General features: G+C 68.3%; 13 protein-coding genes. 10 read left to right on the top strand and 3 right to left on the bottom strand.

Features of this window, described 5'->3' with window-relative positions; genetic code table 11:
- Window positions 1-8 precede the first annotated feature (8 nt).
- Entirely contained in the window at window positions 9-563 is a 555-nt protein-coding gene (gene tsaE, locus ACE3RQ_RS06870; RefSeq protein WP_374521444.1) for a tRNA (adenosine(37)-N6)-threonylcarbamoyltransferase complex ATPase subunit type 1 TsaE, read from the top strand.
- Complete coding sequence (locus ACE3RQ_RS06865) at window positions 563-1,999, top strand: N-acetylmuramoyl-L-alanine amidase (protein WP_374521218.1); 1,437 nt, start codon at window positions 563-565, stop codon at window positions 1,997-1,999. The genes tsaE and ACE3RQ_RS06865 overlap by 1 nt, the downstream gene beginning before the upstream one ends.
- 17 nt (window positions 2,000-2,016) lie before the next feature.
- Here the strand turns inward: ACE3RQ_RS06865 and ACE3RQ_RS06860 are convergent, their stop codons facing one another.
- Window positions 2,017-2,676 carry a DedA family protein gene (locus ACE3RQ_RS06860; RefSeq protein WP_374521217.1) on the bottom strand — a complete coding sequence of 220 codons (660 nt, stop codon included), beginning with the start codon at window positions 2,674-2,676 and terminating at the stop codon, window positions 2,017-2,019.
- 38 nt (window positions 2,677-2,714) lie between these two features.
- Between ACE3RQ_RS06860 and mutL the strand changes: the two genes are divergently transcribed.
- The 8 genes from mutL to ACE3RQ_RS06820 all read left to right on the top strand — a co-directional run bounded on the left by mutL (window position 2,715) and on the right by ACE3RQ_RS06820 (window position 12,419).
- The gene (gene mutL, locus ACE3RQ_RS06855; protein WP_374521216.1) at window positions 2,715-4,625 is read left to right on the top strand and encodes a DNA mismatch repair endonuclease MutL; all 1,911 of its coding nucleotides are present in this window, start codon (window positions 2,715-2,717) and stop codon (window positions 4,623-4,625) included.
- A 126-nt stretch (window positions 4,626-4,751) separates the two neighbouring features.
- Window positions 4,752-6,095, top strand: coding sequence for an NADP-specific glutamate dehydrogenase (gdhA, locus tag ACE3RQ_RS06850; RefSeq protein ID WP_374521215.1), 1,344 nt, complete (start codon window positions 4,752-4,754; stop codon window positions 6,093-6,095).
- 143 nt (window positions 6,096-6,238) lie between these two features.
- The gene (locus tag ACE3RQ_RS06845; protein ID WP_374521214.1) at window positions 6,239-7,108 is read left to right on the top strand and encodes an alpha/beta hydrolase; all 870 of its coding nucleotides are present in this window, start codon (window positions 6,239-6,241) and stop codon (window positions 7,106-7,108) included.
- Window positions 7,109-7,148: 40 nt separating this feature from the next.
- A complete protein-coding gene (locus tag ACE3RQ_RS06840) occupies window positions 7,149-8,402 on the top strand; it encodes a multidrug effflux MFS transporter (RefSeq protein ID WP_374521213.1) in 1,254 nt (417 codons plus the stop codon).
- A gap of 4 nt (window positions 8,403-8,406) precedes the next feature.
- Window positions 8,407-9,375 (top strand): tRNA (adenosine(37)-N6)-dimethylallyltransferase MiaA, encoded by a 969-nt coding sequence (miaA, locus tag ACE3RQ_RS06835; RefSeq protein ID WP_374521212.1) that lies wholly within the window; start codon window positions 8,407-8,409, stop codon window positions 9,373-9,375.
- Window positions 9,372-10,046: an ABC transporter ATP-binding protein gene (locus tag ACE3RQ_RS06830; RefSeq protein WP_374521211.1), complete on the top strand. Its 675-nt coding sequence runs from the start codon at window positions 9,372-9,374 to the stop codon at window positions 10,044-10,046. Before miaA ends, ACE3RQ_RS06830 begins: the two co-directional genes overlap by 4 nt.
- A 36-nt stretch (window positions 10,047-10,082) precedes the next feature.
- Window positions 10,083-11,651 carry a glucose-6-phosphate isomerase gene (pgi, locus tag ACE3RQ_RS06825; RefSeq protein WP_374521210.1) on the top strand — a complete coding sequence of 523 codons (1,569 nt, stop codon included), beginning with the start codon at window positions 10,083-10,085 and terminating at the stop codon, window positions 11,649-11,651.
- Window positions 11,652-11,762: 111 nt separating this feature from the next.
- On the top strand, window positions 11,763-12,419 hold the full coding sequence (locus ACE3RQ_RS06820; protein ID WP_374521209.1) for a hypothetical protein: 657 nt from the start codon (window positions 11,763-11,765) through the stop codon (window positions 12,417-12,419).
- A gap of 63 nt (window positions 12,420-12,482) precedes the next feature.
- Here the strand turns inward: ACE3RQ_RS06820 and ACE3RQ_RS06815 are convergent, their stop codons facing one another.
- On the bottom strand, window positions 12,483-13,463 hold the full coding sequence (locus ACE3RQ_RS06815; RefSeq protein ID WP_374521208.1) for an NAD(P)H-dependent flavin oxidoreductase: 981 nt from the start codon (window positions 13,461-13,463) through the stop codon (window positions 12,483-12,485).
- An 84-nt stretch (window positions 13,464-13,547) separates the two neighbouring features.
- Window positions 13,548-15,332, bottom strand: a complete 1,785-nt coding sequence (locus tag ACE3RQ_RS06810; protein ID WP_374521207.1) for an acyl-CoA dehydrogenase — start codon at window positions 15,330-15,332, stop codon at window positions 13,548-13,550.
- Window positions 15,333-15,481: the final 149 nt, after the last annotated feature.

Here is a 15,481-nt window from a genome sequence, read left to right as displayed (position 1 = left end):
TGAGCAGCATTCACACCCGTCTCCATGGCGCGCCCATTGTAGGAAGCGGCGCCGACACCTGGCTCGGTCGCTGGGCCAGCGAGGACGACACGCTGCGCTTTGCGCAGCGCCTGGCCACCTGCCGCGCGCTGGCGCACGCCACCCTGGCGCTGCAAGGTGACCTGGGCGCCGGCAAGACCACCTTCGTGCGGCACCTGTTGCGCGCCCTGGGCGTGCGCGGGCGCATCAAGAGTCCCACCTACGCGGTGGTGGAACCGCACAACGCCATCGACTGCCCGCTCATGCCACCGGGCGAGCCACTGTCCATCTGGCACTTCGACTTCTACCGCTTCACCGACCCGCGCGAGTGGGAAGACGCCGGCTTTCGCGAACTTTTCGCCAGCCCCGGGCTCAAGCTCGTCGAGTGGGCCGAGCGCGCCGAAGGCCACCTGCCCGCCATCGACCTCACCCTGTCCATCGAACCCGACCCGATGAACACCTCGCCCGACCACGACGACGCCCGCCGGGTGCACGCCCAGGCCCACACCGACATTGGCCGCGAATTGCTGGCCTGCCTGAGCTGATGCGCGGACTGCCTCGACGCGATTTCCTTCAAGCCGGCGTGGTGGTGCTCACCCTGGGGGTGCAGCACCTCGCCCGCGGCGCCACCGCCCTGTCGGTGCGAATCTGGCCGGCCCCCGACTACACCCGCGTGACGATTGAGTCCGACGTGCCACTGAGCGCGCGCTCCACCTTCGTGCCGCAACCGCCGCGCCTGGCGGTGGACATCGAAGGCATTGACCTGCTGCCCGGGCTGCGGCAGCTGGTGGGGCAACTGCAATCAAACGACCCCAACATCGCCGGCATTCGCGTGGCGCAAAACGCGCCCAACGTGGTGCGTCTGGTGATTGACCTGAAACAGCCCATCGTGCCGCAGGTGTTTCACCTGGAACCGGTGGCGGCCTACCAGCACCGGCTGGTGTTTGACCTCTACCCCGCCAACCCGCCCGACCCGCTGGAGCAGCTCATCAGCCAGCGCCTGCAAGAGCTGGACGAGGCCAGTTCGCGCGCGGCCCGCCTGCTGGGCCTGGAGGCGCGCGAACTGGGCGCCAGCGTGAAGGCCGAGCCCGACCCCTTGGGCGAACTGATCGCGCAGCGCGACCGGCCCAAGCTGCCGACCTCGCCTTCAGCACCCACCAGCACACCGCGCAGCGCCGCCATCGAGCCCGCCAGCAAACCCCGCACCCCGGCCGCCCAGCGCGCGGCCGAAGACCAGCCACCACCGCTGCCACAGACCGAGCGCCTCATCGTGATCGCGCTGGACCCCGGCCATGGCGGCGAAGACCCGGGGGCCATCGGCCCTGCCGGCACCTACGAAAAGAACGTGGTGCTGCAGATCGCGCACAAGCTGCGCGAGCGCATCAACGCCACCAGCGTCAACGGCAACCCCATGCGCGCCTACATGACGCGCGACGCCGATTTCTTCGTGCCACTGAACATGCGGGTGGCCAAGGCCCAGCGTGTGCAGGCCGACCTGTTCATCAGCATCCACGCCGACGCCTTCATGAGCGAGCGCCCGCAAGGCGCCAGCGTCTATGCGCTCAGCACGCGCGGCGCCAGTTCGGCTGCGGCGCGCTGGATGGCCGACAAGGAAAACGCCGCCGACCTGGTGGGCGGCATCAACGTGCGCGCCAAAGACGCCACCGTGATGCGCACCCTGCTCGACATGAGCACCACCGCCCAGATCAACGACAGCCTCAAGCTGGGCGCGTCGATGCTGGGCGAGGTCAAGCGCGTGGGCAAGCTGCACAAGCCCCGGGTGGAGCAGGCCAACTTCGCGGTGCTGCGCGCGCCCGACATCCCCAGCGTGTTGGTCGAGACCGCCTTCATCAGCAACCCCGACGAAGAAAAGCGCCTGAACGACCCCGACTACCAGAACCAGCTGGCCGACGCGCTGCTGCGGGGCATCAAGCGCTACTTCGCGCAAAACCCGCCGCTGGCGCGCAACCGGCAGGTCTGAGCCGGCTCAGGCCGTGTTCAGCGGGCGGCGATGTCCTGCTCGGCCTGGCGGCGTGCGCGCCAGGCACCGAAGATGGCCAGCAGGCCCGGCACCAGGATCAGCGCCCAGATGATCTTGCTCAGGTTGGCCTGCACCCACGGCAGGTTGCCAAACCAGTAGCCCGCGCTGGTGAGGCCCACCACCCAGATCACGCCACCGGCCACGTTGTAGGCGGTGAACTTGCTGCGCGTCATCTCGGCCACGCCCGCCACGAAGGGCGCAAAGGTGCGAATGAAGGGCATGAAGCGGGCAATGATGATGGTGATGCCGCCAAAGCGCTCGTAGAAGGCATGGGCCTGGTTGAAGGCGTCGCGGTTGAACAGACGCGACTTCTCCCACTTGAACACCTTGGGCCCGAAGTAGCGGCCAATGGAATAGTTCACCTGGTCGCCCAGCACCGCGGCCAGCACCAGCAGCGCCATGGCCAGCGGCAGGCTCATCAGGCCCGCGCCGCACAGCGTGCCCACCACGAACAGCAGCGAATCGCCCGGCAAGAACGGCATCACCACCACGCCGGTTTCCACAAAGATGATGAGAAACAGCAGCGCGTACACCCACGGCCCATAGGCCTGCACAAAAGCCTGCAGGTGCTGGTCGACGTGGAGAATGAAATCGATGAGAAAGGCAATCAGGTCCATGCCCGGGATTATGGGCGGCGGATTCCTACAATCCCGCGATGACCAGCCTGCCCCCTCGCCGCCCCATCCGTGAACTGCCCGACGAGCTGATCAGCCAGATTGCCGCGGGCGAAGTGGTCGAGCGCCCCGCCTCGGTGGTGCGCGAGCTGGTGGACAACGCCCTGGACGCGGGTGCCTCGCACGTCACCGTGCGCCTGCTGGGCGGGGGCATTCGCCTCATCGCCGTGGAAGACGACGGCATCGGCATTCCGCGCGGTGAGCTGCCGCAGGCCCTCAAGCGCCACGCCACCAGCAAGATCGCCAGCCTCAACGACCTGGAATCGGTGGGCACCATGGGTTTTCGCGGCGAGGCACTGGCCGCCATCGCCTCGGTGGCCGAGGTCTCGTTGCTCACGCGGGTGGACACCGACGCTGAGCCCCACGGCTGGCTGCTTGACGCCCGCAGCGGCGCGCTGGAGCCCACCGCCCGCACCCGCGGCACCACGGTGGAGGTGCGCGAGCTGTTCTTTGCCACGCCGGCGCGGCGCAAGTTCCTCAAGAGCGACCCCACCGAACTGGGCCACTGCATCGAGGCCGTGCGCCGCCATGCCCTGGCCCGACCCGACGTGGGCTTTGCCATCTGGCACGAAGGCAAGCTGGTGGCGCAGTGGCGGGCCGCGCCCGGCGAAGGGCTGGAGCCGCTGCGACAACGCCTGGCCGACGTGCTGGGCGAAGACTTCATCCAACAGGCGGTGGCGGTGGACTGGCCCATCGAGGCCGGTGCCTACAGCGCCGTGCGGGTGTGGGGCTTTGCCGGCCTGCCGGACGCCGCGCGCTCGCGCAACGACATGCAGTTCGCTTATGTGAACGGCCGCTACGTGCGCGACAAGGTCATCACGCACGCCGCGCGCAGCGCCTACGAAGACGTGCTGCACGGCCACCGTCAGCCGGTGTACGCGCTCTACGTGGCGCTGGACCCGACCCGCGTGGACGTGAACGTGCACCCCACCAAGATCGAGGTGCGTTTCCGTGACAGCCGCGAGGTGCACCAGGCCGTGCTGCACGCGGTGGAAGCGGCCCTGGCCGCGCCCCGGGCCCAGCAACTCAACGACACCACCCGTCCGGCGGCCACGGGCACCGAACCCGCGCCAGCCCCGTGGGCGCCACCGGCACGGCAAACCCCGCTGGCGTTTGCACCGCGCGAGCCCGAGGTGGGGCAGCGGGTGAGCGATGTGGGCGCGCTGTGGGGCCAGACCGCAGCGAGGGCTTCATCCGGTGCGACCCCCGCTGCCTGGGCCGGCGCGCCCTCACCGTCCGCCAGCGCGGTGCCTTGGCCGGAGCCCGCCACCCCAGCCGACGCCGTGCCGCCCCCCCTGCCGGAAGGCGACTGGCCCCTGGGCCGCGCCATCGCGCAACTGCAGGGCGTGTACATCCTGGCCGAAAACGCGCAGGGCCTGGTGGTGGTGGACATGCACGCCGCGCATGAGCGCATCGTGTACGAGCGCTTGAAGCAACAGCTCGACGCCCACCAGGTGCAGAGCCAGCCCCTGCTCATCCCGGCCAGCTTCGCGGCCACGCCCACCGAGGTGGCCACCGCCGAGACGGCTGGCGAAGCCTTGCAGGCGCTGGGCTTGGAGATCACCGCCCTGTCGCCCAAGACCTTGGCCGTGCGCGCCGTGCCCAGCACCCTGGCCATGGGCGACCCGGTGGAACTCGCGCGCAGCGTGCTGGCCGAGCTGGCCCAGCACGGCGCCAGCCGCGTGGTGCAGCGCGCCCAGCACGAACTGCTGGCCACCATGGCCTGCCACGGCGCGGTGCGGGCCAACCGGCGCCTCACGCTGGACGAGATGAACGCCCTGCTGCGCCAGATGGAAGTGACCGAGCGCAGCGACCAGTGCAACCACGGCCGCCCCACCTGGCGCCAGCTCACCCTGCGCGAACTCGACGCCCTGTTTTTGCGCGGGCGCTGATCCAATCTGGTGCAAAGAGCCACCACCACGGGCTTTTCGCGGCAAAGCTGCGCCAAAAAGGTGCTTTTTGAATGACGGAATGCGGTTTTCGCATAATGCCATGCACTTTTTTGGAGCCTCCCCACAATGAAACACGCGTCCGTCCACGACTTCCTGGCCTATGTCGCCCAGCGCAACCCCGGCCAACCCGAGTTCCTGCAAGCCGTCACCGAGGTGATGGAAAGCCTGTGGCCCTTCATCCAGGCCCACCCGAAGTACGCCGAGCAAGGCCTGCTGGAGCGCCTGGTCGAGCCCGAGCGCGTGGTGATGTTCCGCGTGTCGTGGGTGGACGACCACGGCCAGGTGCAGGTGAACAAGGGCTACCGCATCCAGCACAGCATGGCCATTGGCCCCTACAAGGGTGGCATCCGCTTCCACCCCTCGGTGAACCTGTCGGTGCTGAAGTTCCTGGCCTTTGAGCAGACCTTCAAGAACGCCCTCACCACCCTGCCCATGGGTGGTGGCAAGGGCGGCTCGGACTTCGACCCCAAGGGCAAGAGCCCGGCCGAGGTGATGCGCTTCTGCCAGGCCTTCGTGAGCGAGTTGTTCCGCCACGTGGGCTCTGACACCGACGTGCCGGCCGGCGACATCGGCGTGGGTGGCCGCGAAGTCGGCTTCATGGCCGGCATGTACAAGAAGCTGTCCAACAACGCCGCCAGCGTGTTCACTGGCAAGGGCCTGTCTTTCGGCGGCTCGCTGATCCGCCCCGAAGCCACCGGCTACGGCACGGTGTACTTCGCCGACGAAATGCTCAAGACCCGCGGCAAGTCTTTTGCTGGCCTGCGCGTGTCGGTCTCGGGTTCGGGCAACGTGGCCCAGTACGCGGTGGAAAAGGCCATGGCGCTGGGCGCCAAGGTGATCACCGTGTCCGACTCCAGCGGCACCATCATTGACGAGGACGGCTTCACCCCCGAGAAGCTGGCCATCCTGATGGACGTGAAGAACCACCACTACGGCCGCGTGAGCGATTACGCCGCCCGCACCGGCGTGAAGTTCGAGGCCGGCGTGCGCCCCTGGCACGTGCCGGTGGACGTGGCCCTGCCCTGCGCCACCCAGAACGAACTGGACGAGAACGACGCCAAGACCCTCATCCAGAACGGCGTGCTGTGCGTGGCCGAAGGCGCGAACATGCCCTCCACCATCGAAGCGGCCAAGGCGTTTGAAGCCGCTGGCGTGCTGTACGCACCGGGCAAGGCATCGAACGCCGGTGGCGTGGCCACCTCGGGCCTGGAAATGAGCCAGAACGCCATGCGCCTGTCCTGGACCCGCGACGAAGTGGACGCTCGCCTGCTGCAGATCATGCAAGGCATCCACGCCGCCTGCGTCAAGCACGGCCAGCGCGCCGATGGCAGCGTGAGCTACATCGACGGGGCCAACATCGCCGGCTTCGTGAAGGTGGCCGACGCCATGCTCGCCCAGGGCGTGATCTGACGCCCTGACCCGGGGCCCAGGCCCCGGTGCCGTGGCGCCATGCCCGGTGGTCCGAACAGACGGACACGATTCTTGCTAAAGGTTCAGCCCGTGCCATTCGGCCGGGCTGAACTTTTTTCCGTCTGCCGCGCTCCATCACCGCCATGAGACGCCTCATCGCCGCCCTGCTCGCCACGGCCGCCTTGCTGGCCGGCTGCGCCACGTTGGATGAAAAACAGCGGGCGTGGATCTTCCAGCCATCCGACCGCACCTGGGGCGGGGCCGCCGCCCTGGCCGACGAAATGGCCGATGTCTGGATCGACTTCACCTCGGCCGAGACGGGTGAGCCCGTGCGACTGCATGGCCTGTGGCACCCCTCGGCCAGCCTGGCCGAGCGGCCCGATGCGCCGGTGCTGCTCTACCTGCACGGGGCCCGCTGGAACGTGACCGGCTCGGCCATGCGCATTCGCCGCATGCAGGAACTCGGCTTCTCGGTGCTGGCGGTGGACTACCGGGGTTTCGGCAAGAGCACGCCGCAACTGCCCTCGGAAACCCTGGCCCACGAAGACGCCATGGCCGCCTGGCGCTGGCTGGCCGAACACCACCCCCAGCGCCCGCGCTACATCTTTGGCCATTCCCTGGGCGGGGCCATCGCCATCGGCCTGGCCGCCGAGGTGAACGACGAGGCCGGCACCCTGGTGGAAGGCACCTTTACCTCCATTCCCGACGTGGTGAGCACCTTCAAATGGGGCTGGCTGCCGCTCTCGCCCCTGATCACCCAGCGCTTCGAGGCAGTGCGCCGTGTGCCCCACATTGGCTCACCGCTGCTGGTGGTGCACGGCAGCGACGACGCCCTCATCAAACCCGAGCTGGGCCAGCGCCTGTTTGAGGCCGCCACCGGCCGCAAGGCCTTTGTGCTGGTGGACGGTGGCACCCACCACAACACCAACGCGGTGGGCATGGCGCAGTACCGGCTGGCCCTGGCCGAGCTGTTCGGCCTGCCCGCGCCGCAAGCGGCCTGGGCCATTCGCTGAGCGGGCGTCGCCCCGGGGGCCTTCTGATACCCTCGGGTGGATGTCTTCCCCCGCTTCCGTCAACGCCATGTCGCCGGGCCTGGTGGTGTTGCTCCTGGCCATGCTGCTGGGGCTGCAACCCGTGGCCACCGATCTGTACCTGCCCGCCCTGCCGGCCATGACCCAGGGCTTCAACGCCCCTGTCTCGCAGGCCCAGTACACCCTCTCCGCCCTGCTGCTGGCCTTTGGCAGCTCGCAACTGCTGTGGGGCCCGCTGTCTGACCGCTTCGGGCGGCGCCCCATCCTGCTGCTGGGGCTGTCGGCCTTCGTGGCCGCCTCGGTGGGCAGCACCTTGGCCGGCAGCATGGAATCGCTCATTGCCTGGCGCACGCTGCAGGGTGCCGCCATGGGTGCGGCGGTGATGTGCGCGCGCGCCATCGTGCGCGACCTGTACCAGCCGGTCGATGGCGCCCGCGTGATGTCCAAGGGCCTCAGCGGCCTGGGCATCATCGCCTGCGCCAGCGCGCCGCTGGGCGGCCTGGCGTCTGACCGCCTGGGCTGGCCTGCCGCCCTCATGCTGATCGCCATCTTCGGCGCGGCCACGCTGGGCATGGTGGTCTGGCGCTTCGAGGAAACGCTGGCCCAGCGCAACCCGCAAGCCCTCTCGCCCTCGCGCGTGCTGCCCACCTGGCTCAGCATCGCGCGCCACCCCACCTTCCTGGCGTGGGCCCTGCTGGCCACGGCCTCCTACGGCGGGCTCTTCACCTTCCTGGCCGCCTCGTCCTTTGTGTTCATTCAGGTGCTGGGCCTGACGAAACCCCAGTACGGCCTGGCCATGTTCAGCATGTCGCTGAGCTACATCGTGGGCACCTTTGTGTGCCGATGGTTGCTCAGCCGTGTCGGGGTACGCCGCACAGTGGCCCTGGCGGGCGCCCTCAGCCTGATCGGCGGCACGCTCATGGGCGTGCTGGCGCTGGCCGGTGTGCAGAGCCTGTGGGCCATCCTCCCGCCGTTCTATCTGTTCATGGTGGCCCACGGTGTGCACCAGCCCTGTGGCCAGAGTGGCGCGGTGGGGCCGTTTCCGCAGTCGGCCGGCGCGGCCTCGGCGCTATCGGGTTTCATCATGATGGTGGTGGCCTTTGCCATGGGCGGCTGGCTCGGCCCGGCCCTGGCCCGCGCGGGCGACAGCGTGCTGCCGCTCACCCAAGGCATCTGGTTCTGGGGCGTGGCCTGCGCCGCCGTGGCCTGGACGCTGGTGCAGCGCCACGGCGAGGCCCGCCCGGCGCCGCAGCGTTTGGTGGCGAACGGGCGCTGATCGCATGCCTGCCACAGCACCCCGCTGCATCGCCCTGGCCGGCCCCACGGCCAGCGGCAAAAGCGCGCTTTCGCTGGCCATCGCGCAGCGCTGGCCGGTGGAAATCATCAGCGTCGATTCGGCCCTGGTGTACCGCGGCATGGACATCGGCACCGCCAAGCCATCGGCCGACGAACTGGCACAGGTGCCGCACCACCTGATCGACATCATCGAACCCACCGAAGCCTACAGCGCCGCCGCCTTCGTGCGCGACACCACCCGGCTGGTGGCCGAGATCGCCGCCCGCGGCCGCACCGCCTTGCTGGTGGGCGGCACCATGCTGTACTTCAAGGCGCTGCTCGTGGGCCTGGACGACATGCCTCCCGCCGACGCCACCGTGCGCGAGCGCCTGGAGGCCCAGGCACGCGCCGAGGGCTGGCCCGCCTTGCACGCTGAGCTGGCGCGGGTGGACCCGCCCACTGCGGCCCGCCTCTTCCCCAACGACGCCCAGCGCATCCAGCGCGCGCTGGAGGTGTACCTCGTCTCGGGCAAGCCGCTCTCGGCCTGGCAGAGCGGGCGCACCGCCAACCCCGACAGCCCCCTGGCACCGGAGCACCTGCTCTCGCTGGAACCGCAAGACCGTGCCTGGCTGCACGATCGCATCGCGCAGCGCTTTGACGCCATGCTCAGCGCCGGCCTGGTGGATGAGGTGCGCCGCCTGCGCGCGCGCGGCGACCTGCACCCCGATCTGCCGTCCATGCGCTGCGTGGGCTACCGGCAAGTGTGGGAAGCGCTGGACGAACAAGACCCGCTGGACCCGGCGCACCTGGCCACCCTGCGCGACAAGGGCATCTTCGCCACGCGCCAGTTGGCCAAGCGCCAGCTCACCTGGCTGCGCTCCATGCCGCTGCGCCAGGTAGTGCCGTGCGACGCGCCCGATGCGGCGCAGCAGGTGATGCAAACCGTGCAGCGCTGGCTGGGAGACCCCGCATGAGCCTGCGCGTGCAATCCCTGGGCAAGTCTTACGGCGACACCCCGGTGTTTCGCGACGTGAGCTTCACCGTGACGCCGGGCGAGTTCGTGGCGCTGGTGGGCGAATCGGGCGTGGGCAAATCGAGCCTGCTCAATTGCCTCGCGGCACTCGACACCTGGCAATCGGGCCACATCTGGCACGACGAGGTGGACCTCGGCCAGCTCGATGAAGCCCAGCAGGCACACTGGCGCCGCGCCCACCTGGGCTTCGTCTTCCAGGCCTTTCACGTGCTGCCCCACCTGGACGTGGCGCAAAACGTGGCCTTGCCCTTGCTGCTGCTGGGCCAGCGCGACGACGCGCGTGTGGCCCAGATGCTGGAGGCCGTGGGCCTGGGCGGGCTGGGGCAGCGCCTGCCCGCCGAGCTCTCGGGCGGCCAGTTGCAGCGCGTGGCCATCGCCCGCGCCCTGGTGCACCGCCCGCCGCTGGTGCTGGCCGACGAGCCCACCGGCAACCTCGACCCCCAGACCGCCGCCCGCGTAATGGACGTGCTGCAGGCGCAGACGCAGGCCAATGGGGCCGCGCTCTTGCTGGTGACCCACTCCGAGGCCGCCGCCGCCCGCGCCCAGCGCGTGTTGCACCTCACCGCCAGTGGCATCGAAACGGCTGACTCACCCAATCGGGGGAGCCGGTAACAAAAAACACTTCAAGTGCATAGACAATCACGGGCCATGCAATTGCCCATCCACCTCGCGGCCTGGCAACGACTGAGCCAACTCGCCGCCGAGCCCCAACCCCACCTTCGAGACCTGCTGGACCAAGACCCCAGCCGCGCCGAGCGCTTGCGCCTGAACGCCGTCGGCATCACGCTGGACGCCAGCCGCCAGCGGCTCACCCCCGCGATCGAACAAGCCCTGGTGGACCTGGCCGAACAGTCTGACGTGGCCGGCCAGCGCGACGCCATGTTCCGCGGCGACCCGATCAACGCCACCGAAAACCGCGCCGTGTTGCACGTGGCCCTGCGTGGCGGCCAAGCGCCTGGCCCCTGGGGCGCCGCCATTTCGGCCGACGTCGGCCGCGAACTCGAGCGCATGGGCGACTTCGCCGAGGCGGTGCGCGCGGGCTCGGTGACGGGCCACACCGACGAGGCCATCACCGACGTGGTGAACCTCGGCATCGGCGGCTCCAACCTGGGCCCCCACATGGCCTGCGACGCACTGGAAGACCTGGCGCACCCCCGCGTGCGGGTGCACCACGTCTCCAATGCCGACGCCTGGGCGCTGTGGCGGGTGCTCAAGGCGCTGGACGCGCGGCGCACGCTGTTCATCGTCTCGTCCAAAACCTTCACCACCCAGGAAACGCTCACCAACGCCGCCAGTGCGCAGCGCTGGTTGATCGACCAGGGTTGCCCGCCCGATCGCGTGAGCGACCACCTCGCCGCCATCACCGCCACGCCAGCCGAATCGGCGCGCCTGGGCTATCGCCCCGACCGCACTTTTCTGTTCTGGGACTGGGTGGGCGGGCGCTACTCGCTGTGGTCGTCGCTGGGCCTGCCGCTGGCCATTGCCGTGGGCGCCCAGGCCTTTCGTGAGCTGCTGGCCGGTGGCCATGCGATGGACGAGCACTTTCGCCACACCCCGCTGAGCGACAACCTGCCGGTGCGTCTCGCCCTGCACGGCATCTGGAACCGCAACTTCTTGGGCATGCCCTCGCAGTTGCTGGTCTCGTATGCCTCGCGCTTGGCGCGCTTCACGCCCTTTGTGCAGCAGATGGACATGGAGTCCAACGGCAAGCACACACACACCGACGGCACCCCGGCCACGGTAGACACCGGGCCCATCGTCTGGGGCGGCCTGGGCATGGACGGCCAGCACGCCTACTTCCAGCTCATTCACCAGGGGCGCCACAAGGTGCCGGTGGAGTTCATCGGCGTGCTCGACGAAGACACCCCCCTGCCCCTGGCCGGCACGCACCACCGACTGGTGAACCTGAACATGCGGGCCCAGGCCGAGGCCATGGCGCGTGGTCGCTCGCCCGACGACACCCGCGCCATGTTGAACCGGGGAGCACCTGGTGACGGCGCGGACGAGACCATGACCGCGCACCGCAGCTTCGAAGGCAATGTGCCCACCCAGCTGCTGTGGCTCGACCGCCTGGACCCCAGGCACCTGGGTGCACTCATTGCGCTGTACGAGCACAAGGTGTTCGTGCAAGCCGCCATCTGGCGCATCAACGCCTTTGACCAGTGGGGCGTGGAACTGGGCAAGTCCATGGCCAAGGCACTGGAGCAGCGCCACTGAATTGGGCATCAAGGAATCGCGTGTTGATTGATTGCAATCAATTCACCTGAAGCACGCGCTCCTAGACTGAATCCAACGGGCGCACGGTTGCGCCTGACCCTGGAGAACCCAATGGATTCACTGCCCGAGCGTCGCCACGTGCTCGCCCTGCCCATCGCCGCCGCGCTGGCGGTGTGGCTGAGCGCTTGCGCCACCCCGCCCCCGACCGCCCAGCGCATGGGCATTCCCCCCATGGGCACGGTCTCCACCTACCACCGCATCAGCTCTGGCAGCTTTGGGACCTACGACGGCCAGGTGGTGTGGACCCATGCGCCAGCCACCTGGGAAGGCAAACCGGTGATTGCCTTTGGCGCACCGCAGGCCGGTGTTTCCTTGCACGACCCGGTGAGCTTCGCTCAGGTGGCCTCGCTCACCCCCGCCGGAAAACCTTATGTGTCTTACGACCCACCGCTGGACTACGCCTGGCCGCTCACGGTGGGCAAGACATGGCGCTCAGTGAACACGGTCACGGTGCAGGCCACCGGTCAGAAAACGCCCGTGACCACGGACTTCAAGGTCACCGCTTTCGAGAAGGTCACCGTGCCGGCGGGCACCTTCGACGCCTACCGCATCGAGTGGGTGACCAGCCAGGGCGAGAGCGAGACCCGCTGGGTGGCACCCGCAGCCGGCATTGCCACCGTGAAACGCCACGTGGAGCGGGTGGCCTCACACCCGCAAGGCCCTGGCGTGCTGGATGCCCAGTTGCTGTCGCGCACGCTGGCGCGTTGATGCGAGCCACGCAGCCAACAAAAAACCGGCCTCAGCCGGTTTTTTGTTGAGGTCACTCGAGACTCAAGCGCCGCAGATGCGGGCCTTGGCCTCGGCGTACTCGCGCTTGAAACGAGCCACCAGATCGGCCGTGGGCACCACATCGCGGATGGCACCAATGCCCTGACCGCAACCCCAGATGTCGCGCCAGGCCTTGGCCGCGTTCGAGCCCTCGCCAGTGGCGAAGTTCATCTTGCTCGGGTCGCTCTGCGGCAGGTTCTCGGGGTCCATGCCCGCGTTGCGGATAGAGCCCTTGAGGTAGTTGCCGTGCACGCCGGTGTAGAAGTTGCTGTAGACGATGTCGTCGGAGTTGCTGGCCACGATCATCTGCTTGTACTCGTCCACCGCACGGGCTTCGTGCGTGGCAATAAAGGCCGAGCCGATGTAGGCAAAGTCAGCGCCCATGGCCTGGGCCGCCAGGATGGCACCGCCCGAGGCGATCGAGCCCGACAGCGCCACCGGGCCGCCGAACCACTCGCGAATTTCCTGAATCATGGCAAACGGGCTCTTCACGCTGGCGTGCCCACCAGCGCCTGCTGCCACGGGAATCAGGCCATCGGCACCCTTCTCAATGGCCTTGTGCGCGAACACGTTGTTGATCACGTCGTGCATCACCACCCCACCCCAGGCATGCACAGCCTGGTTCACGTCCTCGCGCGCCCCCAGGCTGGTGATGACGATGGGCACCTTGTACTTGGCACACATCTGCATGTCGTGCTCCAGCCGGTCGTTGCTCTTGTGCACGATCTGATTGATCGCGAACGGCGCGGCCGGGTTGTCAGGGTTGGCCTTGTTGTGGGCGTCCAGGGCCTCGGTGATCTCAGCCAGCCACTCGTCCAGTTGCGCGGCCGGACGGGCGTTAAGCGCCGGCATGGAGCCCACCACACCGGCCTTGCACTGGGCGATCACCAGCTTGGGATTGCTCACGATGAACAGCGGGGAGCCGATCACCGGAAAGCGCAGTTTCTGCAGGACGGGTGGAAGGTAGCGTGCGGGTGCTGTCATGTTGTCTCCGTGTGGTGTTGCTCTGGATTTTGTGGCACGGCTGCAGGGGGTTCTGACGCTGTGGCGACAGAACCCCGGTCGCGATCAGAAGGCCTCGGCGGCCAGCGCGGTGACGGCGTCGGCGCCGTCCACGATAGCGTCGCGCACACCCGGGGCGCGGCTGAGGACGTGGTCGGCGTAGAAGCGCGCCGTGGTGATCTTGGTCTTCATGAAGGCCTCGTCGCTGGCCAGTTGGTCCTGGGCCACCAGCAGCGCACGGGCCAGTTGCCAACCCGCCATCAGATTGCCCGCCAGCATCAGGTAGGGCACGCTGCCTGCGTAGGCGGCAGCCGGGTTGCCCTTGCCGTTGGCGGCGATGAAGTCCACCACCTCCACAAAGGCCTCGCGCGCAGCGGTGAGGCGCTTGGCCACCGCCAGCGCATCGGCGCTGCCGTTTTGCTTCAGTTCGGCTTCGGTCTTCTCGATCTGGGCGGCAATCGCCTTGGCCGATGCGCCGCCGTCGCGCGCGGTCTTGCGGCCCACCAGGTCATTGGCCTGGATGGCGGTGGTGCCTTCGTAGATGGTGAGGATCTTGGCGTCGCGGTAGTACTGGGCGGCGCCGGTTTCTTCGATGAAGCCCATGCCGCCGTGCACCTGCACGCCCAGGCTGGTGACTTCCAGGCTCATCTCGGTGCTGTAGCCCTTGACCAGCGGCACCAGGAATTCGTAGAAGGTGGCGTTCTGCTTGCGCACCTCGGCGTCCGGGTGGTGGTGGGCCGCGTCGTAGGCGGCAGCGGCCACGCTGGCCATGGCGCGGCAGCCCTCGGTGACGGCGCGCATGGTCATGAGCATGCGCTTGACGTCGGGGTGGTGAATGATGGGCGCGGCGGTGGTGAAGCTGCCGTCCACCGGGCGGCTTTGCACGCGGTCACGGGCGTACTGCACGGCCTTCTGGTAGGCGCGCTCGCTCACGGCGATGCCCTGCACGCCCACGGCGTAGCGGGCGGCGTTCATCATGATGAACATGTACTCCAGGCCACGGTTCTCCTGGCCCACCAGGTAGCCCACGGCGCCGCCATGGTCGCCGTACTGCAGCACGGCGGTGGGACTGGCCTTGATGCCCATCTTGTGCTCGATGCTCACGCAGTGCACGTCGTTGCGCGCGCCCAGCGAGCCGTCGGCGTTGACCAGGAACTTGGGCACCACGAACAGGCTGATGCCCTTCACGCCTTCGGGTGCGCCCACCACGCGGGCCAGCACCAGGTGCACGATGTTCTCGGCCATGTCGTGCTCACCATAGGTGATGAAGATCTTGGTGCCGAAGATCTTGTAGGTGCCGTCGGGCTGGGGCTCGGCGCGGGTGCGAACGGCGGCCAGGTCAGAGCCGGCCTGCGGCTCGGTCAGGTTCATGGTGCCAGTCCACTTGCCGCTGATGAGGTTCGGCAGGTACTTCTCTTTCTGCTCGTCGGTGCCCGCGGTCAGCAGGGCTTCGATGGCGCCGTCGGTGAGCAGCGGGCACAGCGCGAAGCTCATGTTGGCGCTGTTGAGGATTTCGCCGCAGGCCGCGCCAATGGTCTTGGGCAGGCCCTGGCCACCAAAGTCGGCCGGGTGCTGCAGGCCTTGCCAACCACCTTCGGCGTACTGCTTGTAAGCGTCCTTGAAGCCGGGGGTGGTGGTGACCACGCCGTCTTTGACGAACGAAGGGTTCTTGTCGCCTTCCCAGTTCAGCGGGGCGATCACGCCCTCGTTGAGCTTGGCGCATTCCTCCAGCACCGCCTGGGCGGTCTCCAGGCCAGCGTCTTCAAAACCGGGCATCTGGGCCACCTGGTCGATGCGGGCCAGGTGCTCGATGTTGAACAGCATGTCTTTGACGGGGGCGATGTAGCTCATGGGTGTTCTCCAGACAAAAAAAACCGCTCGCCCTGAACGTCGTCAATGGGGAGCGGTGAGATCTAAGGGCGGTGATTACAGGCTCTTGACCAGTTCCGGCACGGCCGAGAACAGATCGGCCTCCAGGCCGTAGTCGGCCACGGCGAAGA

Source organism: Hydrogenophaga sp. (assembly GCF_041913525.1).
GTDB lineage: Bacteria > Pseudomonadota > Gammaproteobacteria > Burkholderiales > Burkholderiaceae_C > Hydrogenophaga.
The sequence above is the reverse complement of the archived record's forward strand: the minus strand, read 5'-3'. Positions and strand labels throughout refer to the sequence as shown.

Bases quoted from the DNA above. Each gene is read 5' to 3' on its own strand.
- miaA (WP_374521212.1), top strand. From the start codon at position 8,407: ATGCCTGCCACAGCACCCCGCTGCATCGCCCTGGCCGGCCCCACGGCC.
- ACE3RQ_RS06810 (WP_374521207.1), bottom strand. From the start codon at position 15,332: ATGAGCTACATCGCCCCCGTCAAAGACATGCTGTTCAACATCGAGCAC.
- pgi (WP_374521210.1), top strand. From the start codon at position 10,083: ATGCAATTGCCCATCCACCTCGCGGCCTGGCAACGACTGAGCCAACTC.
- ACE3RQ_RS06845 (WP_374521214.1), top strand. From the start codon at position 6,239: ATGAGACGCCTCATCGCCGCCCTGCTCGCCACGGCCGCCTTGCTGGCC.
- ACE3RQ_RS06860 (WP_374521217.1), bottom strand. From the start codon at position 2,676: ATGGACCTGATTGCCTTTCTCATCGATTTCATTCTCCACGTCGACCAG.
- mutL (WP_374521216.1), top strand. From the start codon at position 2,715: ATGACCAGCCTGCCCCCTCGCCGCCCCATCCGTGAACTGCCCGACGAG.
- ACE3RQ_RS06865 (WP_374521218.1), top strand. From the start codon at position 563: ATGCGCGGACTGCCTCGACGCGATTTCCTTCAAGCCGGCGTGGTGGTG.
- ACE3RQ_RS06840 (WP_374521213.1), top strand. From the start codon at position 7,149: ATGTCTTCCCCCGCTTCCGTCAACGCCATGTCGCCGGGCCTGGTGGTG.
- ACE3RQ_RS06815 (WP_374521208.1), bottom strand. From the start codon at position 13,463: ATGACAGCACCCGCACGCTACCTTCCACCCGTCCTGCAGAAACTGCGC.
- gdhA (WP_374521215.1), top strand. From the start codon at position 4,752: ATGAAACACGCGTCCGTCCACGACTTCCTGGCCTATGTCGCCCAGCGC.
- ACE3RQ_RS06830 (WP_374521211.1), top strand. From the start codon at position 9,372: ATGAGCCTGCGCGTGCAATCCCTGGGCAAGTCTTACGGCGACACCCCG.
- ACE3RQ_RS06820 (WP_374521209.1), top strand. From the start codon at position 11,763: ATGGATTCACTGCCCGAGCGTCGCCACGTGCTCGCCCTGCCCATCGCC.